The 24178-nt window shown below is 71.6% G+C and carries 25 protein-coding genes and 1 riboswitch; of the genes, 13 read left to right on the top strand and 12 right to left on the bottom strand.

The window, feature by feature from the left end; translation table 11 throughout:
- Positions 1-119: 119 nt before the first annotated feature.
- The 7 genes from ABZX79_RS27430 (at position 120) to ABZX79_RS27460 (ending at position 8356) form a co-directional block, all read left to right on the top strand.
- On the top strand, positions 120-752 hold the full coding sequence (locus tag ABZX79_RS27430) for a TetR/AcrR family transcriptional regulator (protein WP_355263101.1): 633 nt from the start codon (positions 120-122) through the stop codon (positions 750-752).
- 152 nt (positions 753-904) lie between these two features.
- Positions 905-3502 carry an MXAN_6230/SCO0854 family RING domain-containing protein gene (locus ABZX79_RS27435; protein ID WP_355263104.1) on the top strand — a complete coding sequence of 866 codons (2598 nt, stop codon included), beginning with the start codon at positions 905-907 and terminating at the stop codon, positions 3500-3502.
- A gap of 35 nt (positions 3503-3537) precedes the next feature.
- A complete protein-coding gene (locus ABZX79_RS27440) occupies positions 3538-4533 on the top strand; it encodes a DEDDh family exonuclease (protein ID WP_355263107.1) in 996 nt (331 codons plus the stop codon).
- Positions 4534-4596: 63 nt separating this feature from the next.
- The gene (locus tag ABZX79_RS27445; RefSeq protein WP_215132086.1) at positions 4597-4830 is read left to right on the top strand and encodes a hypothetical protein; all 234 of its coding nucleotides are present in this window, start codon (positions 4597-4599) and stop codon (positions 4828-4830) included.
- An 87-nt stretch (positions 4831-4917) separates the two neighbouring features.
- Complete coding sequence (locus tag ABZX79_RS27450; RefSeq protein ID WP_355263110.1) at positions 4918-5715, top strand: SURF1 family protein; 798 nt, start codon at positions 4918-4920, stop codon at positions 5713-5715.
- Between the two features lie 90 nt (positions 5716-5805).
- Positions 5806-7611, top strand: a complete 1806-nt coding sequence (locus ABZX79_RS27455; protein ID WP_355263113.1) for a glycoside hydrolase family 15 protein — start codon at positions 5806-5808, stop codon at positions 7609-7611.
- Positions 7601-8356, top strand: a complete 756-nt coding sequence (locus ABZX79_RS27460) for an SDR family oxidoreductase (protein ID WP_355263116.1) — start codon at positions 7601-7603, stop codon at positions 8354-8356. Before ABZX79_RS27455 ends, ABZX79_RS27460 begins: the two co-directional genes overlap by 11 nt.
- 339 nt (positions 8357-8695) lie before the next feature.
- Here the strand turns inward: ABZX79_RS27460 and amaP are convergent, their stop codons facing one another.
- The 5 genes from amaP to ABZX79_RS27485 are packed head-to-tail and all read right to left on the bottom strand — an operon-like array spanning position 8696 to position 10999.
- Positions 8696-9274: an alkaline shock response membrane anchor protein AmaP gene (gene amaP, locus ABZX79_RS27465; RefSeq protein ID WP_355263119.1), complete on the bottom strand. Its 579-nt coding sequence runs from the start codon at positions 9272-9274 to the stop codon at positions 8696-8698.
- Positions 9275-9281: 7 nt separating this feature from the next.
- Positions 9282-9950, bottom strand: coding sequence for a DUF6286 domain-containing protein (locus ABZX79_RS27470; protein ID WP_355263122.1), 669 nt, complete (start codon positions 9948-9950; stop codon positions 9282-9284).
- Complete coding sequence (locus ABZX79_RS27475) at positions 9947-10294, bottom strand: hypothetical protein (RefSeq protein ID WP_355263125.1); 348 nt, start codon at positions 10292-10294, stop codon at positions 9947-9949. Before ABZX79_RS27475 ends, ABZX79_RS27470 begins: the two co-directional genes overlap by 4 nt.
- 8 nt (positions 10295-10302) lie before the next feature.
- Entirely contained in the window at positions 10303-10494 is a 192-nt protein-coding gene (locus ABZX79_RS27480) for a hypothetical protein (RefSeq protein WP_215132074.1), read from the bottom strand.
- A gap of 13 nt (positions 10495-10507) precedes the next feature.
- Positions 10508-10999, bottom strand: coding sequence for an Asp23/Gls24 family envelope stress response protein (locus ABZX79_RS27485; RefSeq protein ID WP_355263128.1), 492 nt, complete (start codon positions 10997-10999; stop codon positions 10508-10510).
- 94 nt (positions 11000-11093) lie between these two features.
- Here ABZX79_RS27485 and ABZX79_RS27490 point away from each other — a divergent pair, with 94 nt between their 5' ends.
- Complete coding sequence (locus ABZX79_RS27490; protein ID WP_355263131.1) at positions 11094-11855, top strand: hypothetical protein; 762 nt, start codon at positions 11094-11096, stop codon at positions 11853-11855.
- Between the two features lies 1 nt (position 11856).
- On the opposite strand, the gene ABZX79_RS27495 is transcribed toward ABZX79_RS27490, so the two are convergent.
- The 4 genes from ABZX79_RS27495 to ABZX79_RS27510 form a co-directional block, all read right to left on the bottom strand.
- Positions 11857-12648 carry an enoyl-CoA hydratase/isomerase family protein gene (locus ABZX79_RS27495; RefSeq protein WP_355263134.1) on the bottom strand — a complete coding sequence of 264 codons (792 nt, stop codon included), beginning with the start codon at positions 12646-12648 and terminating at the stop codon, positions 11857-11859.
- A 144-nt stretch (positions 12649-12792) separates the two neighbouring features.
- Complete coding sequence (locus ABZX79_RS27500) at positions 12793-13014, bottom strand: helix-turn-helix domain-containing protein (protein ID WP_018518904.1); 222 nt, start codon at positions 13012-13014, stop codon at positions 12793-12795.
- A gap of 352 nt (positions 13015-13366) precedes the next feature.
- Positions 13367-14965 carry an ABC-F family ATP-binding cassette domain-containing protein gene (locus tag ABZX79_RS27505; protein ID WP_355263140.1) on the bottom strand — a complete coding sequence of 533 codons (1599 nt, stop codon included), beginning with the start codon at positions 14963-14965 and terminating at the stop codon, positions 13367-13369.
- A gap of 97 nt (positions 14966-15062) precedes the next feature.
- Positions 15063-15818, bottom strand: coding sequence for a hypothetical protein (locus tag ABZX79_RS27510; protein WP_355263143.1), 756 nt, complete (start codon positions 15816-15818; stop codon positions 15063-15065).
- A 219-nt stretch (positions 15819-16037) separates the two neighbouring features.
- On the opposite strand from ABZX79_RS27510, the gene ABZX79_RS27515 reads away from it, so the two are divergent.
- Positions 16038-16439 (top strand): VOC family protein, encoded by a 402-nt coding sequence (locus ABZX79_RS27515; RefSeq protein WP_355263146.1) that lies wholly within the window; start codon positions 16038-16040, stop codon positions 16437-16439.
- 271 nt (positions 16440-16710) lie between these two features.
- Here ABZX79_RS27515 and ABZX79_RS27520 read toward each other — a convergent pair whose 3' ends face one another.
- From ABZX79_RS27520 to ABZX79_RS27530, 3 genes are all read right to left on the bottom strand, one after another.
- Entirely contained in the window at positions 16711-18030 is a 1320-nt protein-coding gene (locus ABZX79_RS27520; RefSeq protein ID WP_355263149.1) for a hypothetical protein, read from the bottom strand.
- Between the two features lie 229 nt (positions 18031-18259).
- Positions 18260-19387, bottom strand: a complete 1128-nt coding sequence (locus tag ABZX79_RS27525) for an alpha/beta fold hydrolase (protein WP_355263152.1) — start codon at positions 19385-19387, stop codon at positions 18260-18262.
- A 112-nt stretch (positions 19388-19499) separates the two neighbouring features.
- Positions 19500-20213: a class II aldolase/adducin family protein gene (locus ABZX79_RS27530; RefSeq protein WP_355263155.1), complete on the bottom strand. Its 714-nt coding sequence runs from the start codon at positions 20211-20213 to the stop codon at positions 19500-19502.
- Positions 20214-20396: 183 nt separating this feature from the next.
- Between ABZX79_RS27530 and ABZX79_RS27535 the strand changes: the two genes are divergently transcribed.
- The 4 genes from ABZX79_RS27535 to ABZX79_RS27550 all read left to right on the top strand — a co-directional run bounded on the left by ABZX79_RS27535 (position 20397) and on the right by ABZX79_RS27550 (position 24174).
- A complete protein-coding gene (locus ABZX79_RS27535) occupies positions 20397-21137 on the top strand; it encodes a lysozyme (RefSeq protein WP_355263158.1) in 741 nt (246 codons plus the stop codon).
- 156 nt (positions 21138-21293) lie between these two features.
- Complete coding sequence (locus tag ABZX79_RS27540; protein WP_355263161.1) at positions 21294-22544, top strand: inorganic phosphate transporter; 1251 nt, start codon at positions 21294-21296, stop codon at positions 22542-22544.
- 18 nt (positions 22545-22562) lie between these two features.
- Entirely contained in the window at positions 22563-22787 is a 225-nt protein-coding gene (locus ABZX79_RS27545) for a hypothetical protein (protein WP_215129504.1), read from the top strand.
- A 175-nt stretch (positions 22788-22962) separates the two neighbouring features.
- Positions 22963-23043, top strand: a riboswitch (cobalamin riboswitch).
- Between the two features lie 144 nt (positions 23044-23187).
- Positions 23188-24174 carry a cobalamin biosynthesis protein gene (locus ABZX79_RS27550; RefSeq protein ID WP_355263164.1) on the top strand — a complete coding sequence of 329 codons (987 nt, stop codon included), beginning with the start codon at positions 23188-23190 and terminating at the stop codon, positions 24172-24174.
- The last annotated feature ends 4 nt before the right edge of the window (positions 24175-24178 follow it).

Consider the following 24178-nt stretch of genomic DNA (forward strand, 5'->3'; position numbering starts at 1 on the left):
GTCGTACCGCCTTTCGCTTTCGCTCTCGTCGGCAGCCTGCAGCTCGGTAGTCTGTAACACAGTTACACCGAGGGACATGAAGGGTAAATAGGCGTGCACGCACGAGAATTGGGGGCCCCATGCCACGCACCGCCCTGACCCGCGAAGAGGTCCTGGAGGCCGCCACGGCTCTCGTCAAACAGCACGGCCCCGCCTCCCTCACCATGCGCAAGCTCGCCGCCGAGCTCGGTACGGCGGTCACCTCGATCTACTGGCACGTCGGCAACCGCGAGTCGCTCCTGGACGCCCTCGTCGAGCGGACCGTCGAGGAGATGGGCGCCATCACCCCGCGCGGCCGCACCCCCGCCGACCGCGTCGTCTCCGTCGCCCGAACCCTCCGCCGCGAACTGCGCGCCCGCCCGCACCTGATCGCGATGGTCCACGAACGCGGCCTGACGGAACGGATGTTCCTCCCGGCCCAGCAGGCCCTGGTCCACGAGGTGCACGCGGCCGGCCTGCGCGGCGCCCGGGCCGCGGAAGCGGTACGCGCCGTCCAGTTCCAGGTCGTCGGCTTCCTGCTGGTCGAGCGCAACCGCGAACGCGCCCCCGTGCAGTCCCCCGGCGAAGGCGATCTGTGGTCCGCCGTCACCGCCGAACACGACCCGGCACTCGCCCGCGCACTGGCCCGGCCCGCCGATCCTGAGAAGCTGTTCACCACATCCGTACGCGCCCTGGTGAGCGCGCTGCTCACCCCGGACAGCAGCCCGGATTAACCCCCATTAAATCGCTGGAACCGCCGCCGGACTCCTGCCTAGAATCACCGCAGCGGGGGCGGCTCCGCCGCGCGCTTCCTTCTCATCCTCCGACGACCGTAGCGCGCCCACTCTCCGCCCCCCTCTTCGCTGTTCACCCGCGGAAAGGCCCCATGCCCACCCTTCAGTCCGTGCTGCTCAGACGCACCCAGACTGTCCATCTCGACCACCGCCCGGCGTCCTTCAAGGACCCGCTCACCGCGCCCCGCCTGGTGGTCCTCGAGACCGAACTCCTCGACCGCGGCTATGCGTTCACCGCGCCGCTGCACGCCGCGTTCGCCGCCCTGGACCACCTCGACCTCGCCCAGGCGGGCCGCCGACTGCTGGCCCAGGTCGACGACCTCCTCGGCTCCAACCGCACCCACACCCCGCTCTTCGAGCGCTTCCCGCTCTCCACCCCGGCCGACACCGGCCGGCTCTTCGTGGACCGCGTGTTCAGCCTGCTCCTCCAGCTTCCGGAGCAGCCCTGCGTGTTGTGCGGCGCGGTCGGCAGCGTCCACCCGGTGTCCCCCTGCGCGCACCTGGTGTGCCGCGGCTGCTGGGACGGATCTGACTACTCCGGTTGCCCGATCTGCCACCGCAGGATCCATCGCGACGACCCGTTCCTGAGCCCCGTGCGTCCCGTGCGCCCCGTGCGCCCCACCGGCCGCCGGAGCGAAGCCCCGGCCCGTACGCTGCGGCTGCTCACCCTCGGCACCGACCGGGCCGCCGAAACCGCCGCCCAAGTGCGCCTGTTGGCGGCCCGCCTCACCCCGCTCTCCGCGCAGGACAGCGAAGACCTGTCCGTACTGCTCCAGCAGGCGCCGGCGGACCTCGGCTGGCTGCCGGACGACATTCCCGTACGCGAGACCAAAGCGCTCGTCCTCGGCACCCTGCTCCGCGACCCCCGCACCTCGGCCGCCGTGCGCCCACTGCTGCGCGAACGGCTCACCACCGCCACCGATGTGCTCCGGCTCCTCGCCGTACACTCCGGAGGTTCCGCGGCCCTGCTGAAGCCGCCGCGCTTTCGCAGCCTCTCCCGCGCACTGCGCCGCGAACTCCTCTCCGTGCTCGACGGACTGCACCTCGCCTCGCTCATCGAGGACCTCGGGCGCCACCCGCGCGTCTGGAAGCGCGCCGCCGAAAGCCTCCACCCGTACGAGCAGCACACCCGCCACCCCAAGGCCACGCTCGCCTTCGCCGTGCTCCGCGAGACCGACACCACGGCCTTCCCCGAGCTGCTGGAGCTCGCCGCCGAACACCCGCAGTGGGTGAAGCCGGAGGGCGACCGGTTGCGCGCCGTCACCTGGAACGGCCGGCTCGAGGTCGCCCTGGCCGAGCGCGAGCTGTCCACCGCCGTAAGCCTGTTGCGCGGGCGGCCCGGCGAGCTGTTGCGCCGCCTCGACCATGTCCTGCGGCTGTACGGGGAGGACGCACTGCCCACCGAGCTCGCCGAAGCCCTGGCGCACGCCCTGCCCAAGGCGGGCGTGGGGCCGCTGCTCTCCGCGCTCGGCTCGCTGCGCGTACGCCACCGCCCCGGCGGGCGGCGGGTGTTCTTCCCGCGCGGGGAGGTCACCCACGCCTTCGTACAGGACGACAGCCGTGCGCCGCTGCCGCGCACGCTGACCGAGCAGGCCTGCGCGCTCCTGGAGGCGGAGGTGCTGAGGCGACTCGGCAGCCGCGAACCGTACGACCACGCTGTGATCGACCACGGTCTCGCGGACCTCACCGTCCCGTTCGCCGAGCACGCCTGTGCGAAGACGCTCGTCGCCGTACCGAGGGGGAGCACGCAGCCGCTGCCCGACGGCGACATCCTGCGGCTGTTCCTGCACTGGACCCAGCCTTCGGGCACCCGCATCGACCTTGACCTGTCGGTCGCGTTCTTCGACGCGGAGTGGAAGTTCGCCGGGTTCTGCGACTACACGAACCTGGTGCACGCCGACCGGGCCGCCGTCCACTCCGGCGACCTCACGTCGGCGCCCGCACCCGACGGCGCGACCGAGTACGTCGATCTGGACCTGCCCGCGCTCGCCGCGAGCGGCGCGGTGTACGCGATGCCGATCGTCTTCAGCTTCAACAACGTGGACTTCGACGAGCTGCTCGACGCGTTCGCGGGCTTCATGGAGCTCCACTCCGACCGCCCGCGCGACTCCTCGTACCATCCGCGCACCGTCCGTCAGCGCTTCGACCTGGCCGGAGCGTCACTCGTCTGTGTGCCGATGCTGGTCGATCTGAGGACCCGCGAGGCCCTGTGGACGGACCTCCATCTGCCGTCGGCCGCGGGCTTCCAGAGCATCCACTCGCACACCGGGGACCTCGGCAGGATCGGCCGCGACCTGTCCGCGTACTTCGGCTCCGGAAGCCGGACGACCCTGTGGGACCTCGCCGTCTGGCACGCCGCCGCGCGCACGCGCGTGGTCAGCGTGGTGCGGCGGGACGGTGAGCGGTGGACGTATCACCTGCGTCCCGGCGAGGACCCGCGGTCCTTCGCCGCCCGGATATCCGCCCTCAACACCCCGGACGGGACCGGTACTTCACCGGAGGGCGGGCGGGTGCTGCTCGCCCAGGTGCACGGCTCGGCCGCGCCCGCAGGAGCGACCGGCACGGTCTACCGCCTCTTCCCCGGACCGGTCGACGGGCACCCCGGATTCGAGCGGGTCACCGCCGGAGACCTGGTCGCGGAGCTGATCCCGGACCTGAGCCCGGGCATGAGCGCGGACCTGGGTGAATAGGGGACTGTCAGTCCGGGCCCGTATTCTCTGTGACCATGCTCGACGACCGCCAGACAGCAGCAGCGCCAACAGCGTGGCCGACCGCCTACCCCAAGGGGTACGCGGTCGTCGACGTGGAGACCACCGGACTCGCGCGCGACGACCGGATAATCTCCGCTGCCGTCTACCGGCTGGACTACCGGGGGGACGTCGAGGACCACTGGTACACGCTGGTCAACCCGGAGCGCGACCCCGGCCCGGTCTGGATCCACGGCCTCACCAGCGATGTGCTCGTGGACGCCCCGCTGTTCCCGGACATCGCGGCCGAATTCTCCGAGCGGCTCGACGGCCGCGTGCTCGTCGCGCACAACGCCATGTTCGACTGGTCGATGATCGCCCGGGAGTACGCACGCGCCCAGCGCACCGCGCCCGTCCAGCAGCGGCTGTGCACCATCGCGCTCTCCAAGGAGCTTCGACTGCCCCTGCCCAACCACAAGCTGGAGTCGCTGGCCGCGCACTTCGGCGTCGTACAGCAGCGTGCGCACCACGCGCTCGACGACGCGCGCGTGCTCGCCGAGGCGTTCCGCCCGAGCCTGCACGCGGCCGCGCAGGGCGGCGTACGACTGCCGCTGCTCGAATGCCTGCCGCTCACCGAGTGGTCGGACTCCCCCGCGACGCCGCGCGTGGGCTACCAGGCCTCGTACCGGGGCGGCATGGGCGGGGGCGGCGGGAGCTGGCGCCCGTCGCGCAAGCGGCCGGCGTGCCCGTACCCGAACCCCGGGCGGTACGAACCGGGCAAATTGCTCAAGCAGGGCATGCGAGTAGCGTTTTCAGGTGATACGTCCGTGGACCGCGAACTGCTGGAGGACCGGGCGGTCGAGGCCGGACTGCACATCGCGACGAGTGTGTCGCGGCTCACGAGTCTGCTCGTCACCAACGACCCCGACTCGGCGACATCCAAGACCGTCAAGGCCAAGTCCTTCGGCACCCCCGTCGTCGACGAGGCCGCCTTCACGCAACTGCTGCGGGACGTGTCTGAGGCAGACGGGTGATTGGCGGCGACTCGCCCGCCGACCGCTCGCCCTGCCGCCGCCCGCAGTCCCACCCTGTGGCGCATGGCACGTTGTGAGGTCTGTGGAAATGATTACGGCATGTCGTTCGAGGTGCACGCGCAGGGCGCGGTGCACATCTTCGACTGCTTCGCCTGCGCCATCCACCGGATGGCACCCATCTGCGAGCACTGCAGGGTCCAGATCCTCGGCCAGGGCGTGGAGGTCGAGGGCCGCTGGTTCTGCGGCGCTCACTGCGCACGCGCGGAAGGGAAGGTGGGCATCGTCGACAAGGTCTGATCCGCGAGATTCGAGCCACAGCCCCCGGCGGGCGGCCACTCGGACCCACCCGCCGGGGATCACCGCGCGCCAGGTAACGTCAGGGACGTGTACCGCTTCCTGTTGTCCCGGCAGTGGGTGATCCTCACCCTCCTGATGCTCGTCCTCATTCCCACGATGACCGAGCTGGGCTTCTGGCAGCTGCATCGCCACGAGCACCGGGTCGCGCAGAACAAGCTGATCTCCGGAAACCTCAGGGCCAAGCCCCTCCCCGTCGGCGACATCACCTCCCCCGGGCACACCGTTCCGCGCGCCGACTACTGGCGCCGGGTGACCGCCACGGGCACGTACGACACCGCGCGCGAAGTCGTCGTACGCCGCAGGACCAACGCCGACGACAAGGTCGGCCACCACGTTCTGACCCCGCTGATCATGGACGACGGCCGCGCCGTTCTCGTCAACCGCGGCTGGATTCCCTTCGACGCCGACCAGCAGGCCTTCCCCAAGATCCCGGCCGCTCCCAAGGGCGAAGTCACCGTCACCGGACGCCTGAAGGCCGACGAGACCACAGCGGGCAGCGGCATCAAGGACCTGAGCGGTCTGCCGCCCCGGCAGGTCATGCTGATCAACAGCGCGCAGCAGGCCAAGACACTCGCGCGGCCCGTCCTCGGCGGCTACATCGAGCAGACCGAGCCCGTCCCCGCGGGCCCGAAGCCGGAGCTCGTGCCCGATCCCGACGCCGACTCCATCGGCCCGCACATGGCATACGCCGTGCAGTGGTGGCTGTTCGCCGCCGCGGTGCCGTTCGGCTGGGTCGTGCTCGTACGCCGCGAACTGCGCGACCGCGCGGAGGCCGCCGGGACCCTCGGCACCACGTCGGCGGAACCCGCCACGGCAGACGCCTGACCCGGCGCGCCAGCGGCATCGCCACCGGCACCGGCACCGCCACAGCTCATGGCGGCTTAATGCCACGCCAGTGCGGGAACACGAGTGTGCGTGACCCAACGCATCGAGGACTACGCGCTCATCGGGGACCTCCAGACCGCGGCACTGGTCGGCAAAGACGGTTCCATCGACTGGCTCTGCCTGCCCCGCTTCGACTCGGCAGCATGCTTCGCCGCGCTGCTCGGTGACGAGGAGAACGGCCACTGGCGCATGGCCCCCGCGGGCGCGGGCGCCTGCTCGCGCCGTTCGTATCGCGGCAACAGCCTCATCCTGGACTCGGTCTGGGAGACCCGCTCCGGCAAGGTCAAGGTCACCGACTTCATGCCGCAGCGCGACAAGGCCCCCGATGTCGTACGGATCGTGGAGGGTCTCTCCGGCGAGGTGACGATGCGCTCCACGCTCCGGCTGCGCTTCGACTACGGCAACATCGTGCCGTGGATGCGGCGTACGACCGGTCACCGGGTGGCCGTCGCGGGCCCCGACGCCGTCTGGCTGCGCTGTGACCCCGTGGACCGGGTGAAGAGCTGGGGCCAGCAGTACACCACCTTCTCGTCCTTCACCGTAGCCAAGGGCGAAAAGGTGGCATTCGTCCTGACTTGGCATCCGTCGCACGAGCCGCAGCCCGCCTTCACCGACCCGTACGAGGGACTGGAACACAGCCTCCAGGACTGGGAGGACTGGGCCGCCCTCTGTTGCTACGAGGGCCCCTACCGCGAGGCCGTGGTGCGCTCGCTCATCACCCTCAAGGCACTCACCTACGCCCCGACCGGCGGCATCGTCGCCTCCCCCACCACCTCGCTCCCGGAGGAGATCGGCGGCGTACGCAACTGGGACTACCGCTACTGCTGGCTGCGCGACGCCACCCTCACCCTCGGCGCGCTCGTGGCCGCCGGTTACATCGACGAGGCGGCTGCCTGGCGCGACTGGCTGCTGCGGGCGGTCGCGGGCGACCCGGCCGACCTCCAGATCATGTACGGCCTGGCCGGCGAGCGGCGGCTGCCCGAGACGGAACTGCCGTGGCTGAGCGGCTACGAGGGATCGAAGCCCGTTCGTATCGGCAACGCGGCCGTCAAGCAGCTCCAGCTCGATGTGTACGGAGAGGTCATCGACACGCTCCATCTGGCCAGAGCCTGGGGCATGCGCGCCAAACCGCACGCCTGGAATCTTCAGCTCAGCCTGCTCGGCTTCCTGGAGTCCAACTGGCGCGAGCCGGACGAAGGCCTGTGGGAGGTCCGGGGGCCGCGTCGGCACTTCGTGCACTCCAAGGTGATGGCGTGGGTCGCGGCCGATCGCGCCGTACACGCCCTGGAGGACGACCCGGCACTGCGCGGCGACGCGGACCGGTGGCGGGCGATGCGCGACGAGGTGCACCGGGAGGTCTGCGAGAAGGGGTACGACCCCGAGCGCAACACCTTCACGCAGTACTACGGCTCCAAGGAGCTGGACGCCGCCACGCTCCTCATCCCCCGGGTCGGCTTCCTGCCGCCGGACGATCCGCGGGTCGTGGGGACGGTCGACGCGGTGCAGGCCGAGCTCGGCCGTGGCGGCTTCATTCGCCGCTACAGCACGGACGGCCTCACGGTGGACGGGCTGCCCGGCGACGAAGGAACGTTTCTGGCCTGCTCGTTCTGGCTCGTCGACGCGCTGCGGCTGACAGGGCGCGCGAAGGAGGCCCGGGAGCTCTTCGAGCGGCTGCTGACGCTGCGCAACGACGTGGGGCTGCTCTCCGAGGAGTACGACCCGTCCACCGGGCGGCAGCTCGGCAACTTCCCCCAGGCATTCAGTCATATCGGACTTGTGGGGTCCGCGCTCGCTCTCGGCGGGGAAGAGGCGGCAGGATGGCCCCATGGATCTTGAACTGAAGGACCGGGTGTACGTCGTCACCGGTGCCAGCCGCGGGCTCGGCTTCGCCTCGGCGCGGCAGTTGACCGCGGACGGCGCGAAGGTCGTGGTGAGCGGCCGGGACGAGAAGGCGGTGGCCGACGCCGCGGCGGAACTCGGGCCGAACGCGGTTGGTGTCGCCGCGGACAATGCCGACCCGGCGTCGGCGGAGCGCCTGATCGGCGCCGCCCGGGCGCACTTCGGGCGCTTCGACGGCATCCTGATCAGCGTCGGGGGCCCGGCGCCGGGCGTCGCCGCCGAGAACACGGACGAGCAGTGGCAGGCGGCTTTCGAAGCCGTCTTCCTCGGGGCGGTACGGCTGGCCCGTGCGGCGGCGGCGGAGCTCTCCGAGGGCGGCGTGATCGGCTTCGTCCTGTCCGGTTCGGTCCACGAACCGATCCACGGCCTCACCATCTCCAACGGCCTGCGGCCGGGCCTGGCGGGCTTCGCGAAGTCGCTCGCCGACGACTTGGGCCCGCGGGGCATCCGGGTGGTGGGGCTCCTCCCGGCCCGGATCGACACGGACCGGGTGCGGCAGCTGGACGCGCTGTCCGGCGACGCGGAGGCCGCGCGTGCGGCCAACGAGTCGCGTATCCCGCTGCGGCGGTACGGGAGGCCGGAGGAGTTCGGCAAGGCGGCGGCGTTCCTGCTGTCGCCGGCGGCGTCGTACCTGACCGGCATCATGCTCCCGGTCGACGGCGGCGCGCGTCACGGCTTTTAGGCCACGGCCCGGCCGAGCGGAGCGGCTCCGCCGTGTGGAGGGCGCTGCCCCAGACCCCCCGGTCCTCAAACGCCGGACGGGCTGAAGTCGGCCGGGGGTAGCTGGGGCTCCGCCCCAGACCCCGCTCCTCAAACGCCGGAGGGGCTGGATGGTGCCCAGAGGGCTCATCCGAGCCGAGGGCTTCGCCCCAGCTCGCGGTTGCCGCACGCCGCGGATCCAGCGCAGCCAAATCCAGCCCGTCCGGCGTTTGAGGACACGCCCGAAGGGCGTCCCGGGGGCCCGGGGGCTTGCCCCGGTTTCGCGGGGCCGCGCCGACCGAGGGCAGCAAGCCGCACCCGCTCAACTCACCCGCCGCGCCCCGTGCTTCACCTCGCGCAGGCGGACCTCCGTCGGGAGGGAGTCCAGGCCCGCTGAATCCCGCGCCTGGGCCAGCGCCCCGTGCGTGAGCCCGGACAGGGTTTCGGCCGGTTCCGCGTGGGGCGCGAGGAGCAGCGCGACCCGCGCCCGGGGCGCCTCCCGGCGGCCCGTCAGCGTGACGTGCGCCCGCTCCACGCCGTCCAGCGTCTGCGCCTCCCCCGCCAGCGCATGCTCCATCGCCCGCCCCCGCAGCACCGCCCCCTCACCGTCACCGCTGTCGACCAGCACTTCGGCGAGCCGGTGCCGGCGCAACTGGGCCAGCAGCCACCACAGCGCGAGCAGCACCAGCACGGCGAGGACCGCGATGACCACCGGCCACCACCACCCCTCACCCCGCCACCGCGTCCGGTCCGCCTCGCTCAGCAGCACATCGTCACGCCCGTCGAACGGCCACCACGACGGTACGGACATCCCCAGCCCGGTGGCCAGCACTCCTCCGCCGACGGCGAGCAGCACCAGACCCGAGAGCCCGAGCAGGACACGGTTGACCTTCTTGGGCATCGCCCCGTCACCCCTTCTTGACCGGCCGGTCGACGCGCACGGACAGACCCGGCCGCCCGGCCAGTCCAAGCTGCCGGATCCCGGCTGCGAGCGCCGCGTCCAGGTCGGCGCGTACGTCGTCGAGTTCGCGGAAGTGGGACATGGCCCGCACCCGCACCTTGGAGCGCCCCACGCGCACCCGTACGGACTGCACTCCGGACACCTCCATGGCCCGGTCGCGGAGCATCATCGCGGCGGCCGGACGGTCGAGCCCGGCCCGTACGTCGGCCGACGTACGCCGCATCGGCAGAATCGCGCGCAGCCCGGGGGTCAGGGCGAAGAGCAGCAGCCACAGGCCGAGGGCCGCCGCGACGCCCGCGCCGACGAGCACCCATACGTCGTCCAGGGGCCGCGTCGCGAGCTCGTCGGCCAGTTCGCGGCGCCACCACATCGCGGGGCGGCCGGCCCGTACCGCCGCGACGTCGTACAGCAGGAGGCCGGCCCCGCCGAGCACGACCAGGGCGACCAGCGCGGCCGGCACCCGGCGGGCGGACCAGAAGCGTCCGGCTCTCCCGCTGTCCTCCTCCTGGAGGGTCGGAACCGGGTCGTGCACAGGTGCGGACGCATCGCCCCGCTCGCGTTCGATGATGGGAAGCCGCTGCGTGCGCCCGCTGTCGTCGCCGGCGGGTTCGCTCATCGGATCCTCCCTCGCTCCCCGTGACGGGTCTGCGCCGAGTGCAGCCGCTCGACCTGAACCGCCACTTCGGACACTTCCATTCCCGCCAACGTGCGTACTCCCAGGGCGACTTCACGGCGCACCGCACCGCACTGAGCGCCGATGTCCGAGGGGTAGCCGAGTTCGAGAATGACCCGCACCCGCGCCTTGTCGTGATGCACGGTCACTGTCGCGCGCGGCGGCTTTCCGCCCTCCGGCACCTTTCCGAGCGCCTCGCGCGCCGACTGGGCGGCGATCTTCGCGACGACCCGGTCGGCGATCCGGGTCGCGCCGCGCTCGGCGGCCTCGACCTGACCGGCGGCCATCGCGGGGGTCACCTCGGCCGGCCGCCGCGCTCACCCACGCGGAAGAAGTCGCCCGGTTCGAGGTCGCCGTCGGCGAACTTGCCCACGACGAAGCCGATCGCGCCCAGCGCCGCCACCAACACAAATGCTCCGAAACCGCCGAAGTATCCGGCGAATCCGAGCGCCATACCGGCCACCAGGCCGACCACCGCCATGCTCATCCTGCTGCTCCTTCTACTGGAGACGTGGCTCCGGCTCGTCCTCTTCCTCGTCGGGCAGCTTCACATCGCTGACCGCGATATTGACCTCGACGACTTCAAGGCCCGTCATGCGTTCCACCGCCGATACGACGTTCTCCCGGACCGCGCGGGCGACATCGGCGATCGACACCCCGTACTCGACAACGATTTCCAGGTCGAGGGCGGTCTGCACCTCGCCGACCTCGGCCTTCACGCCCCGGCTGACGGACTTCGCGCCGCCCGGAACCCGGTCCCGAACGGCCCCGAAGGTGCGGGAGAGACCACTGCCCATGGCGTGCACACCGAGTACGTCGCGAGCCGCGAGGCCGGCGATCTTCTCGACCACGCCGTCGGCGATGGTCGTACGCCCGCGGGAGCCGGGATCACCGCCACCCCGCTTCGTCATGGAGGGCTTTCGCGCCTCGTCGCCGGACGACCCCTTGTCGGGCGGATTGTCGGGCCGGTTTCGCTGCGTGGTCTCAGTCATAGCCGTTCGTCCCTTTCCGGGCGGTACTGGACTCCACTGCCCACATTAGGTGCGGTTGCCCGATCTCGCGCCGGGGATGCGGCAGGCTGGAGCAATGGCACCTGACGGATTGACCAGGGCGGTACGGCAACGACTCGGCCTGGGCAGGCTGCTGCCTCTGGGCGAGGCGTCGGACGGCGCGTGGCTCGCGGAGAAGGCGGCCGATTCGGTTCTGCGGCAGGCGGCGGCGCAGGTCGCCGGCGTCGGTCTGGGGCCGCTGCGCATCGGGCTCGCCGACCCGGACTCGGCTGCCGCGCCCGCCGTTCCACCGCCGCCGGGCGCGCTGCCGCCCGGGCCGCTGCGTATCGAGGCGGACTTCATCGCCACGGCGGGGGGCGAGCCGCTGCCGCACCGGGCGGAGCGGCTGCGCATCGCACTGCGGGAGGCGGCTTCGGCGCGGCTGGGACTCGCGGTCACCGCCGTGGATCTGCGCGTGACGGACCTGGTGGAGGCGGGGCAGGAACCCGTCGCGACCACTGCGCCGGACGAGGCAGGCGGCGACGGCGACAGATACGAAGAGGGGTACGGAGAGGCGTACGACGCCGACTCCGCGCGGCCGGCGGAAAGTCAGGACCGGCCGCAGGAGGGCGACCGGGCCGCGCGCGCAGCCGCGGCCGCGACGTCCGTCGCCGGCGTGGCGCGCCTGACCCGCGTCCTCGGCGCCCCTGTCCGGCTTGGCGACGGCCACGTGCAGGTCGAGCTGGCGACGGCGGCTGACCACCGCGCGCTGGCGGTCGCCATCGCCGTACGCCGGGCGGTCGCGGCGTCCCAGGACGGCCGGCCGACGGTGACCGTCCTGGTGACCCGCGTGGAGTGAATCAGTCGCCGAGACCCGCGAGGTCGCGCAGCCTGCGGGCCTGGGCGGCGCGCTCCGCGATGCGCTGCTCCTCGTACGTCCGAGAGGCCGCACCCTGGAGCAGCGCCTTGGTCTCGATCACCGCGTCGCGCGGCGCGGCCAGCAGTGCGCCCGCCAAGTCCCGTACCGCGCCGTCGAGTTCTTCGCCGGGCACGACAAGGTTGGCCAGGCCGATACGCTCAGCCTCCGCCGCGTGCACGAAGCGGCCGGTGGCGCAGATCTCCAGCGCACGCGCGTAACCGACGAGGCCGGTCAGCGGGTGCGTACCAGTGAGGTCGGGTACGAGACCGAGGCTGGTCTCGCGCATGGCGAACTGCACGTCCTCGGCGACGACCCGCAGGTCGCACGCCAGGGCGAGCTGGAAACCGGCGCCGATGGCGTGGCCCTGTACGGCGGCGATGGTGACGAGGTCGCCGCGCCGCCACCAGGTGAACGCGTCCTGGTACTCGGCGATGACCGCGTCGAGGTCTTCGTCGGAGCCGCGTGCGAGATCAAGGAAGGAGGGCTCACCGTCGAAGCCCTCGGGGCTGAACGCCTGCCGGTCCAGGCCGGCGGAGAAGGACTTGCCTTCGCCGCGCAGCACCACGACCCGCACGTCGCCAGGAAGAGACCGTCCGGCTTCTGTCAACGCCCGCCACAGAGCGGGAGACTGGGCGTTGCGCTTGTCCGCATTGGTCAGGGTCACCGTGGCAACGGCGTCCTCGACGGTGAGTCGTACGCCGTCCTTGTCGAGCACAGAGTCGAGCGAAGCCATGTGGCGCCTCCGGTTCGGGTGGCAGTCGCGCAGTCACTAAAGAACCGCATCAGTAAGTGACTGCACAGTAACCACCCGGGCGATCCTGCGATCGACCGGGTGGCCACCGCCCAAAAACCGGTGAGCCAGGCCCGCCCGAGGCGGTCAGGCCGTAGCGGCCTTCTTGCCTCGTGTCGCCCCGCCGCGTCCCCGCAGCGTGACGCCGGACTCGCTGAGCATCCGGTGTACGAATCCGTAGGAGCGGCCGGTCTCTTCGGCCAACGCCCGGATGCTCGCACCGGAGTCGTACTTCTTCTTCAGGTCTGCCGCGAGCTTGTCGCGCGCGGCGCCGGTTACCCGGCTGCCCTTCTTCAGAGTCTCGGCCACCCGTGCCTCCTCAAGGAAGTGCGCTCTGGACTCTCATGATCACCCCTCCCGGGCTTCCTGGCCACCCATTCGGCAAGGTCCGTACAACAACGTTCGCCGGGAAGGAACCGAACGCCACAATCGGAATTTCAGATTCCGCAGGGTTTCCGGCGTACGGCCGGACCGAGCCAGGAGGGAATCAGCAGGTCAGGGCGCCAAAAGGATCGCGGAACGCAAAGGGCCCGCCCCACAGGGGGCGGGCCGCAATCCGGTGCATGACACGCCGCGGTACGAGAGCCACTCACTCAGATGAAGGATCACCCGTAAGCCGAATGATCCATCCGAAGTGGATCAGACCGGGGGCGGGCCGGGATCAGGCCAGGGCGACGAGGTCCTTGTAGTCCGGACCCCACAGGTCCTCCACGCCGTCCGGCAGCAGGATGATCCGCTCCGGCTCCAGTGCGTCGACGGCGCCCTCGTCGTGCGTGACGAGGATGACCGCGCCCTTGTAGGTGCGCAGGGCGCCCAGGATCTCCTCGCGGCTGGCCGGGTCGAGGTTGTTCGTCGGCTCGTCGAGGAGCAGGACGTTCGCGGACGAGACGACCAGGGTCGCCAGCGCGAGGCGGGTCTTCTCGCCGCCGGAGAGGACTCCGGCCGGCTTGTTGACGTCGTCGCCGGTGAAGAGGAACGAGCCGAGCGTCTTGCGGACCGCGACCAGGTCGAGGTCGGGCGCCGCCGAGCGCATGTTCTCCAGGACCGAGCGCTCCGGGTCGAGCGTCTCGTGCTCCTGGGCGTAGTACCCGAGCTTGAGGCCGTGTCCCGGGATGACTTCACCCGTGTCGGGCTTCTCCGCGCCGCCGAGGAGGCGCAGCAGGGTCGTCTTGCCCGCGCCGTTGAGGCCGAGGATGACGACGCGCGAGCCCTTGTCGATGGCCAGGTTGACGTCGGTGAAGATCTCCAGCGAGCCGTACGACTTGGACAGGCCCTCCGCCATCAGCGGGGTCTTGCCACAGGGCGCGGGATCGGGGAAGCGCAGCTTGGCGACCTTGTCGGAGACCCGTACCGCTTCGAGGCCGGAGAGCAGCCGCTCGGCGCGCTTGGCCATGTTCTGCGCGGCGACGGTCTTCGTCGCCTTGGCGCGCATCTTGTCGGCCTGCGAGTTGAGGGCGGAGGCCTTCTTCTCGGCGTTCTGACGCTCGCGCTTGCGGCGCTTCTCGTCGGCCTCGCGCTGCTGCTGGTAGAGCTTCCAGCCCATGTTGTAGACGTCGATCTGGGAGCGGTTGGCGTCCAGGTAGAAGACCTTGTTGACGACCGTCTCGACGAGGTCGACATCGTGGGAGATCACGATGAAGCCGCCGCGGTACGTCTTGAGGTAGTCCCGCAGCCAGACGATCGAGTCCGCGTCGAGGTGGTTGGTCGGCTCGTCGAGGAGCAGGGTGTCGGCGTCGGAGAAAAGAATCCGGGCCAGCTCGACGCGACGGCGCTGACCGCCGGAGAGGGTGTGGAGCGGCTGGCCGAGCACGCGGTCGGGCAGGCCCAGCGCGGCGGCGATGGTGGCGGCCTCGGCCTCGGCGGCGTAACCGCCCTTGGTGAGGAACTCCGTCTCCAGGCGCTCGTACTTCTTCATCGCCTTTTCGCGGGTGGCGCCCTGTCCGTTCGACATGCGCTCCTCGTTCTCGCGCATCTTGCGCAGGACCGAGTCGAGGTCGCGGGCGGAGAGGATGCGGTCGCGGGCGAGGACGTCGAGGTCGCCGGTGCGCGGGTCCTGCGGGAGGTAGCCGACCTCGCCGGAGCGGGTGATGGCTCCGCCGGCGGGGGTGCCTTCACCTGCGAGGCACTTGGTGAGGGTCGTCTTGCCCGCTCCGTTGCGGCCGACGAGGCCGATGCGGTCGCCCTTGGCGATACGGAAGGAGGCGGACTCGATGAGGAGGCGGGCGCCGGCGCGCAGCTCGATGCCGGAGGCGGTGATCAAGGGGAAAACTCCAGGGCGGTATGGACGGCGGAAGGGACGGACGGAGAGATTTCTTCGACGCCGTCTAATGCACAAGGAGAGTTGCCATAGACCCAGTCTAACGGTCGCCCGCAACTACTTTTCGGGCGCGGGTTCCGTCGCCCGGCAGGGCGTTGCCGAGCGGTGTGCGATCGGGCACGATCCGGCCGAGATCGTCCACGGCGATCAGTTCGGCGGTCCAGGAGGCGCCGGCGCCGCAGGGTTGCGCGACCAGCAGCGCGCCGCCGTTGCGGACCGTCCGGCGCGCGTCGAAGGCGCAGCCGGGCTCGGCGGGCAGCACCCAGCGCAGGTCGCCGTCCACGGTGCGGTACGCCGCGATGCGCTGCGGAGTGACGACGGCGAGCATGCCGGCGGCGGGGTCGAGGGGCTGCAGGACACCGGCGGCGCGGTCCTGGCCGCCGGCGGCCAGCCAGTGCGAGAGGCCCGGGACGGCGCGGTGCCAGTGGACCGTACGGCCGTCTGTGCGGGCGGTGTCGGTGACCAGGCCGTCGCTCCACAGGACGAAGGCGTGGCCGGGCGCGGGGCGCAGGGCGAGCGCGCGGCGTCCCGCGCGGGCGTGCGTCCAGTGCCGCAGACCGCTGGTCCTGTCGTACGCCTCGACCGCCTCGCCGCGGATCCGCAGGGCGGGGTCGGGGCGGGCCGTGGGGGTGTGGGCGGTGAGCCGGTCGCCGTACGGGGCGGGCCTGGCCTGGTGGGCGGCGGTGACCAGGGGCAGGGCGAGGGCGGCGGCGGCGAGGGTGAGTGCGAGGCGGGGGCGGGGGCGGGGGCGCGGGGGGCGGGGGGTGAGGGAGCCGAATGACGTGCTGGCAGTCACGATTCCCCCTTGCGGCGCCGCCCATGGCCATGGATCAGGCACAGAACGTAGCTGCGGGCGTCGGGGGCCGGGCGGCCGGGCCTGGCCGACACGGCGGGCCGGGGCGGCTGCGTCCCCCGTTCGGCCGCGTCCGGACCGCGGCGCCGTGACCTCCGTTGTCAGTGGCCGGTGCCAGACTGAGATCCACGTCACACCGGACGAGAGGATGAGGTGATCGGCATGGCCGGCGCACCGAGCATTTACCCGACGGTTCTTTACAAGGACGCCAAGGCCGCCATCAGGTTGCTGAAGGAGGCTTTCGGGTTCCGGGAGGTGGCTCTCTACGAGAGTGAGAGCGGTTACGTCGAGCATGCGGAGCTGGCGCACGGCAATGGCGCGGTGATGGTGGGGTCGCACGGGCGGGAGGGCGTCTTCGCCAAGGCGATGGCGAATGCGGGGCCCGTCGGCGTGTATGTGGTGGTCGCGGACGTGGACGCGCATCATGCGCGGGCGGTCGAACACGGGGTGGAGATTCTGATGCCGCCGACCGATCAGGACTACGGCTCGCGGGACTACATGGCGCGGGACGCCGAGGGCAACATCTGGAGCTTCGGCACGTACACCCCGGCGATCGAAGGCTGACACGGCGCGACCGCTGCGCGGGGCCTTTCCCCCGACCCGCCCCTTCCCGAACTGGGGGCAAGCCCCCAGCCCCCAGCCCCCAGACAACACAGACGCCCTACGGGCGTGTCCTCAAACGCCGGACAGGCTGAATGGTTGCCGCAACGCGGCACTGTCCAGCCCCTCCGGCGTTTGAGGAGCGGGGTCTGGGGCGGAGCCCCTCACGCGGCGGAGCCGCAAAGTGTCACAGCGGGAAGGGGCGGGGCGGGGAAGGGCCCCGCGCAGCGGCGTGTTAGACCCCGCCCGTGTGGACCTGGAACGCCGCTCGGCGTACTGCCTTCGCGAGGGCGGGGTCCGGGTGGGCCGCGGCCAGGGCGACCAGGACCTGGACCGTGCGGGGGTGGCCGATGGCGCGGACCTCGTCCAGGAGGGCAGGCACCGTGGACTGCACGGCCGCGTCCAGGTGCCGTACCAGCAGCTGCGTCTCACCGTGGTCCGCCACGGCAGCCGCCGTGTCCACCCACAGCCACGTGGACTCCTCACGGGTGAGGATCTCGTGCGCGTCCTCGGGATCGGCGCCCTCGTACTCCGCCAGCCACAGCAGGGCGTACGGACGCAGCGAGCTGTCGTCGGCGGCGGCCCGTACGCCGGACTCCGCGGGCGCGCCGACCACCCGCAGCGCCTCGAAGGCGAGTCCGCGCAGCAGCGCGTCCTCGCCGCGGGCGGCTTCGAGGAGCTCGGTCACGGCGCTGGAGACGGTACGGGCGGCGAGCCAGGCGCGGTACTCCGCGCGGGCCGGGCCCGGCGTCAGACGGGCGCAGCCACGCAGCATGTCCTCGGCGGACTGCTCGATGTTCCCCGCCGGGCTCTGCGCCGCGACGCAGATCTGCTCCAGCTTGACCCACACCGCCCAGTTGCCGAGCGCGGTGAGCGTGGCGAGTCCGGGGGTGAGGGTCAGGGCGCCCACGGCCGCCTGGCCTTCCAGCGCCCAGTTCAGGAGGGGGAGGAGAGGGACCGTCGGAGGAAGGGGCGGCTCGGGGAGCGGCTCGGGGCCGTACGGGACCTCGCAGCGCTCCTCGCGGAGTTCGGCGACCCGCTGTTCGAGCAGGTCGAGCAGGGCCGGCACCTGAACGGGACCGGCCGAGAGCTGGAGGAGCGAGAGGACCTGGGGGACGGCTTCCACTACCTCGGCGACAGAGGTGGCGGTGATCCCGTCCGGCGCGGGGTGAACGATCGACCACGCGTCGAAGAGCGCGACCCAGCCGCGCAGAACGGCCGCGTCGTCACGGTCCCAGGCGCGCAGCCGCCAGCCGGGGCGGGTGCGGTCGCCGTGGAGTTCGATCAGGCCGGCGAGCCTGGCCCTGTCCCAGCCCGCGCGAATCTGGGACGGGGTCAAGTCCAGGTCCGCCGACGCCTGTTGGACGGCCACGGCGGACAGAGCGCCGTCCCGGCCGGGCTCGACGTGGGACTTTCCGCCGCGCAGGGACGGTGAGGCCCAACGTGCTACCCGTACGGCGTCGGCGAGCACGGCCCTGGCCTGACGGGCCAGTTCCGCGGGGGGCGGAGTGCCCTCCGGGGGCCTCGGGGCCGGGCGGGTACGCCGGTTCGTCACGGCCTGGGCTCCGCCCTGAGAAGTCAGGGGGAGGGCAGCGGCGAGGGGTCGCGGGCGGACAAGTCGGAGCCTGGAGTCGCGCGGGGTACGGGACGTCACGGGGAGCAGTCTCTCCGCTGACGCCCCGAAAGCCCAAACGGAATCGAACTTGCCGTTCATGGACGTCCCGTGGCCGGAACCTTTCCCCACCGGACGGGCCGGACATTCCGGGAAGAGGTGGGGGTCGGGGCTACATCAAGGGGGTCAGGAAGCGGCGCAGGATCTCTTCGTACGTGGTCGGCGAAGCGTTCCACATGGCCGCGTGCGGGGCGTTCGGCACGGGGTGGAGGGTGACCAGGTCCGGGCGCAGCGCGGCCAGCTCCCGCGAGGGGTGCCACGGGGCCACGGTGTCGTCCGGGCCGTGGAAGACCAGCGTGGGGATGCGCAGCCCTTCAGGGCCGGCTGCTTCCCGCAGTCGGTCGCCGTGCACTCCCGTGCGGCCCTGGACCGCCCTGACCGCGAGCGGCAGCAGGGCGCGCGGGGTGCGGCGGGCGACGGCCAGGGCCCGCACCGTGGCCTCCCAGTCCAGGACCGGGGAGTCGAGTACGAGGCCGCTGATCAGGTCGCGGAGCGGGGAGTGCACAGCGGCGTGCACGGCCATGGCCCCGCCGGTGGACCAGCCGTGCAGGATGACGCGCTCGGCGCCGCGGCGGACGGCGTGGCGGATGGCGGCGTCCACGTCACGCCACTCCGAGTCGCCGAGGTGGCCGAGGCCGCCCGGCGGCCTGGGGGCCCCGGTGTCGCCCCGGTAGGCGAGGCCGAGGACCGGGAGGTGGTGGGAGCGCAGGAAGGGCATGAGGTTCATGGGATGTTCCCGCGTGGTGCCGAGGCCGTGCACGGTGATCACCCAGGTGCTGCGGGCACCGGGCAGGAACCACGCGGGGAGGGCGCCGAGTTCGCCGGGGACCTCCACGTCGGCGTGGTGGATGCCGAGTGCGGTGCGCGGATCGCCGACGTACAGCTGCGGGGTGAGCCGCACTCTGGCGCCGGTGGCGAGTGTGCCGTGGCTGACGCGTTCCAGGCGGCGTACGACGGTGTCGGCCGTGTGCGGCGCGTCCTGGATGACGGGGCCCACGACCGCGTGGACGCCGGGGCCTTCGATGCCGTACATGCCGGGGCGCAGGGACGCCAGGCAGCGGGTGAGGGTGATCTGTCCCGCCGCGGTGGCGTGCACGGTGAGCCGGGGGTCGCCGGGCAGCGGCCTGCCGGCCGATGCCTTGAGCGCGGCGTCGCCGGCGTAGCGGCCGAGCGCGACCGCTGCCGCACCGACGCCGATGAGTGTGGTGACGGCCGCTGCCGTCGCTGTAGCCGGGCGCACCGCTCCAGTGTCCGCACCTGCGGGACGCAAAGCCAGTGGGCGGGGGCCGGACGATTTGGGCCGGACGGTTTGGGCCGGAGGGATTGGGCCGGACGGTTTTTACGGCGACGGGTCAGCTTTGTGGTGGGGCGTCAGCCGCGCCGGTGCCCCGCTGGCCGTAACCGCGGAGCTTCTCCTGTACTTCGCGCAGCTGACCGTCGGAGAGCAGCGACGGTTCGCGCCCCGGAACAGAGCTCGCGGTGAGCCAGAGCCTGCACATCCATTCCAGCTGGGCGGTGCGGTCGTAGGCCTGGTCGAGGGTGTCCCCGTAGGTCACGGTGCCGTGGTTCCGCAGCAGGCAGCCGGAGCGGTCGCGCAGGGCCAGGAGCATGTTCTCGGCCAACTCCTGCGATCCGTACGTCGCGTACGGGGCGGTGCGGACGGGGCCGCCGAGGGCCGCTGCCATGTAGTGCACGAGCGGCAGCTCGGGCACGAGGGTGGAGACGGCGGTGGCGTGCACGGCGTGGGTGTGGACCACGGCGGCGGCGCCGGTGCTGCGGTAGACCGCGAGGTGCATCGGCAGCTCGCTGGTGGGGGTGAGCTTGCCGAGGACCTGGTTCCCGTCGAGGTCGACGGCGACGGCGTCTTCCGGCCGCAGCCGGTCGTACGGGACTCCGCTCGGGGTGACGAGGACGAGTTCGCCGACGCGCGCGGAGACGTTGCCCGAGGTGCCGACCACCAGCCCTTCGCGCACGGTCCGGCGGGCCGTGGCCACCACGTCGTCCCATGCCCGTTCGATCCCGTCCGGCATGCCGCTGTGCGTCGGGTCCTGTATCTGCTCAGCCATGGGGAGATCCTGCCAGCCGGGGCGGCGCACTGTTGTGCGGAGGCCCGGCCTCCGAAAGGCCGCGCAGAGGGATATGTGCCGCGCTTCGATGGATTAGTGGATTGGCCGGAGATCGACGGGCATTTGTGGATCTTCCCGTAGGATCTCCGGCATTTGTCATGCACGTCGCCATCGGGGGGAAACATGGCTCGTGACCGCGAACCGCTGCGCCGCGCCCGGATGCTCGCGGCATCCGCCGCCGTCCTGGCCCTGGGGGGAACCGCTCTCGCCGAGATCCCGGTCTCGGCCGCTTCGAAGCCCAAGGGCCACGACGTCTCTTCGCACCAGAAGAACGTCGACTGGCGGAAGGCGAAGAACAAGGGCGCGAGGTTCGTCTACGTCAAGGCCACCGAGTCGCACACCTACCGCAATCCCTACTACAGCCAGCAGCACAACGGATCGCGCGAGGTGGGCATCGTGCGCGGCGCGTACCACTTCGCCGTGCCCCACACGTCGTCCGGGAAGGCGCAGGCCGCGCATTTCGTGCGGAACGGAGGGGGCTGGCGGTCGGACGGCTGGACGCTGCCGCCGGCCGTGGACCTGGAGCACAACCCGTACGGCGGGAACAAGTGCTACGGGCTGAGCAAGTCGACGATGGTCGCCTGGATCCACTCCTTCAGCGATGAGGTCAAGCGCCGCACGGGTCGCAGGCCGGTCATCTACACCACCACGCTGTGGTGGAACGAGTGCACCGGCAAGAGCCGCGCCTTCGGCTCGAACCATCCGCTGTGGCTCGCCCGCTACAACTCGACGCCGGGCCCGCTGCCCGCGGGCTGGTCGTACTGGACGATCTGGCAGTTCGACAACGGCAGCGGAAGCCTGCCGGGTGACCAGAATCTCTTCAACGGATCCACGGACCGGCTGAAGAGGTTCGCGAGGGGCTGAGAGGCCGCCGATTGCCCGGTTCGCCGCCGTTCCGACCACAAACGGAATGGCGGCGAGCCGCTTCGGGTCACCACACCGCCCGGCCCAGTTCACCTTCCGTTCACTCAGGTTGCCTACGTTCCACGTGCCACTGACGTCAAACGATTGCCTGGGTAAATGGAACACATCACCTTGCTGCTCGCGATTGTGATCGTGACAGCTCTAGTGTTCGATTTCACGAACGGTTTCCACGACACCGCGAACGCGATGGCGACCACCATCTCGACCGGTGCCCTGAAGCCCAAGACGGCGGTGGCCATGTCCGCCGTGCTCAATCTGGTCGGCGCGTTCCTGTCCGTGGAGGTCGCCAAGACGATCTCCGGGGGACTCGTCAACGAGAGCGGCATCACCGTAGAAGTGATCTTCGCGGCCCTGGTCGGCGCGATCCTCTGGAACCTGATGACATGGCTGATCGGCCTGCCGTCCAGTTCCTCCCACGCACTCTTCGGCGGCCTCATCGGCGCCACCCTGATGTCGGTCGGCGCCTCCGGTGTCAACGGCGACGTCGTCGTCACCAAGGTCCTGCTGCCCGCGATCGCCGCGCCCCTCGTGGCCGGTCTCGCCGCGCTGCTGGCCACCAGGCTGACGTACAAGCTCGCCGGCAAGGCCGACGAGAAGGCCACCGCCAAGGGCTACCGGGCCGGTCAGATCGCCTCCGCCGGTCTCGTCTCCCTCGCCCACGGCACCAACGACGCACAGAAGACCATGGGCGTCATCACCCTCGCCCTGGTCACCGGCAATGTCATCGCACCCGGCTCGAACCCCCCGATGTGGGTCATCGTGTCCGCCGGAGTCGCCATCGCGCTCGGTACGTACCTGGGCGGCTGGCGCATCATCCGCACCATGGGCAAGGGCCTCACCGACCTGCGCCCGCCGCAGGGCTTCGCGGCCCAGACCAGCGCCGCGACGGTCATCCTGGCGTCCTCGCACCTGGGCTTCTCGCTCTCCACCACCCAGTCCTGCTCCGGCGCCGTCATGGGCGCGGGTCTCGGCCGCAAGGGCGGCGTGGTCCGCTGGTCCACCGCCACCCGGATGTTCGTCGCCTGGGGCCTGACGCTCCCGGCCGCGGGTCTGGTCGCCGCCGCCGCCGAGTTCCTCACCGGTCAGGGCACCTGGGGCATCATCGCGGTCGGCGCGCTGCTGGTGGGCGGATCGGCCGTCATCTGGGGGCTGTCGCGCCGCAAGCCGGTCGACCACACCAACGTCACCGACGACGAGATCGGCGAGCCCGCCGGTGTGGTCACCACCGCCATGGCGGCCGTCAGCGTGCCGCCCACGGCCGCTGCCATCGCCGCCGAGGACTTCAAAGCCACCATCCCGGCCCCGGCCGGCAGCTCCGCCGAGCCGGCCAGCCCGGCCGCGGTGTAAGGACAGGGACACAGCAGCATGAAGATCGACTGGGCAGCTCTCGGCTCCGTATTCGGCGTGAGCCTCGTGGTCACCGTCGCACTGGTTGGCCTGTTCACCCTGGGCATCCTGGGCCTCTCCAAGCAGGAGAGCGCCGCCGCGCAGGGCGGCGGCTCCGCCGTCCTGGCCCGCACCGGCGCGTACGCCTGCTTCGCGCTGTGCGCGGCGGCCGTGACGTACGGGATCTATCTGATCGTCGTCTGACGCGCCGGTCCGATCCTCCGCAAACCCACACAGAAAGCGCCCCGCCCACGGCCCTCAACAGCCGTCGGCGGGGCGCTTCCTGTGTGCCTCAGCACACTCTCCCGTCGCAGGTCAACGGCAAGTTGACGGCGTTCGCGGAGCGTGGTGGACTGCCGGAGCCGAATACGGCGGCACGAGAGGAAGCCCGGTGCGAATCCGGCGCGGTCCCGCCACTGTGACCGGGGAAGACGAAGAGGTCCCCGGGAGCCAGGAACTCTCACCGCCGGTCACGTCGAACCAGGGCGCGGACCCTGAGTGAGGACATACCGCCATGCCCGGCTGCCGTTCAGTCAGTCCTGTCAGCCCTGACATCCCTATGTGTACGACGCGTTCGCTTCGAGGCGCATCGGTCTGCTGAGCCATGCGTGCCGATCGCATCTTCGCGTACGGCGCCACCGCCGGCCTGATCGGCGACCTCGTTCTCGGTGATCCTCGCCGCGGGCATCCGGTCGCCGCGTTCGGGCGGGCCGCGGGCGCCGTCGAGTCCCTGCTGTGGCGTGACCACCGCGGGTGGGGCGCGGTGCACACCCTGGTGTGCGCCGGAGGCGCCGCCGGAGCCGCCGCGCTCGCTTCCCGTGCCGTACGCCGCTCCCCCGCCGCCGCCGTGGCCCTGACCGCCGCCGCCACCTGGGCCGTCGTCGGGGGTACGTCGCTGGGCCGCGAGGCCCGGGCCGTGGGCAGCGCCCTGGAAGCCGGGGACATCGAGGTCGCCCGCGAACGTCTCCCCCACCTGTGCGGGCGCGACCCGCAGTCACTGGACGCTCAGCAGATCGCCCGCGCCGTCGTCGAGTCCGTCGCCGAGAACACCTCGGACGCGGTGGTCGGCGCGCTGGTGTGGGGCGCTTTGGGTGGCGTGCCGGGGCTCGTGGCCTTCCGCGCCATCAACACACTGGACGCCATGGTGGGGCACAAATCAGCCAAATACCGCCGCTATGGCTGGGCTTCGGCACGCCTCGACGACGTGGCCGGGTGGCCCGGGGCCCGGCTGACGGCTGCCCTGGCGGTCGTCGCCGGCGGGGACCCTCACGGTGCGGTGCGGGCCTGGCGTACGGATGCGGACAAGCACCCGAGCCCCAACGCGGGCCCTGTGGAAGCCTCCTTCGCGGGCGCGCTCGGCGTACGGCTCGGCGGGACGCTCTCGTACGCGGGCCGGGTCGAGCACCGGCCCGTGCTCAACGCCACCGGCCGGCCCGTCGGCGTACCGGACATCGAACGGGCGGCGCGGCTGTCGCGGCGCGTCGGGGTGCTGGCTCTGGCGACGGCTGTGGCGGGTCGGCTGGCTTTCGGGGCGCTGCGGCGCGGACGCGCCGCACGTAGTGGGATACGTACGGGGAAGGGGCACGCGTGAGCGG

Source organism: Streptomyces sp. NPDC002994 (assembly GCF_040611155.1).
Lineage (GTDB): Bacteria > Actinomycetota > Actinomycetes > Streptomycetales > Streptomycetaceae > Streptomyces.

Bases quoted from the DNA above. Each gene is read 5' to 3' on its own strand.
- ABZX79_RS27430 (WP_355263101.1), top strand. From the start codon at position 120: ATGCCACGCACCGCCCTGACCCGCGAAGAGGTCCTGGAGGCCGCCACG.
- ABZX79_RS27435 (WP_355263104.1), top strand. From the start codon at position 905: ATGCCCACCCTTCAGTCCGTGCTGCTCAGACGCACCCAGACTGTCCAT.
- ABZX79_RS27440 (WP_355263107.1), top strand. From the start codon at position 3,538: ATGCTCGACGACCGCCAGACAGCAGCAGCGCCAACAGCGTGGCCGACC.
- ABZX79_RS27445 (WP_215132086.1), top strand. From the start codon at position 4,597: ATGGCACGTTGTGAGGTCTGTGGAAATGATTACGGCATGTCGTTCGAG.
- ABZX79_RS27460 (WP_355263116.1), top strand. From the start codon at position 7,601: ATGGATCTTGAACTGAAGGACCGGGTGTACGTCGTCACCGGTGCCAGC.
- amaP (WP_355263119.1), bottom strand. From the start codon at position 9,274: ATGCCCAAGAAGGTCAACCGTGTCCTGCTCGGGCTCTCGGGTCTGGTG.
- ABZX79_RS27470 (WP_355263122.1), bottom strand. From the start codon at position 9,950: ATGAGCGAACCCGCCGGCGACGACAGCGGGCGCACGCAGCGGCTTCCC.
- ABZX79_RS27475 (WP_355263125.1), bottom strand. From the start codon at position 10,294: ATGGCCGCCGGTCAGGTCGAGGCCGCCGAGCGCGGCGCGACCCGGATC.
- ABZX79_RS27480 (WP_215132074.1), bottom strand. From the start codon at position 10,494: ATGAGCATGGCGGTGGTCGGCCTGGTGGCCGGTATGGCGCTCGGATTC.
- ABZX79_RS27485 (WP_355263128.1), bottom strand. From the start codon at position 10,999: ATGACTGAGACCACGCAGCGAAACCGGCCCGACAATCCGCCCGACAAG.
- ABZX79_RS27490 (WP_355263131.1), top strand. From the start codon at position 11,094: ATGGCACCTGACGGATTGACCAGGGCGGTACGGCAACGACTCGGCCTG.
- ABZX79_RS27495 (WP_355263134.1), bottom strand. From the start codon at position 12,648: ATGGCTTCGCTCGACTCTGTGCTCGACAAGGACGGCGTACGACTCACC.
- ABZX79_RS27515 (WP_355263146.1), top strand. From the start codon at position 16,038: ATGGCCGGCGCACCGAGCATTTACCCGACGGTTCTTTACAAGGACGCC.
- ABZX79_RS27530 (WP_355263155.1), bottom strand. From the start codon at position 20,213: ATGGCTGAGCAGATACAGGACCCGACGCACAGCGGCATGCCGGACGGG.
- ABZX79_RS27535 (WP_355263158.1), top strand. From the start codon at position 20,397: ATGGCTCGTGACCGCGAACCGCTGCGCCGCGCCCGGATGCTCGCGGCA.
- ABZX79_RS27540 (WP_355263161.1), top strand. From the start codon at position 21,294: ATGGAACACATCACCTTGCTGCTCGCGATTGTGATCGTGACAGCTCTA.
- ABZX79_RS27545 (WP_215129504.1), top strand. From the start codon at position 22,563: ATGAAGATCGACTGGGCAGCTCTCGGCTCCGTATTCGGCGTGAGCCTC.
- ABZX79_RS27550 (WP_355263164.1), top strand. From the start codon at position 23,188: ATGCGTGCCGATCGCATCTTCGCGTACGGCGCCACCGCCGGCCTGATC.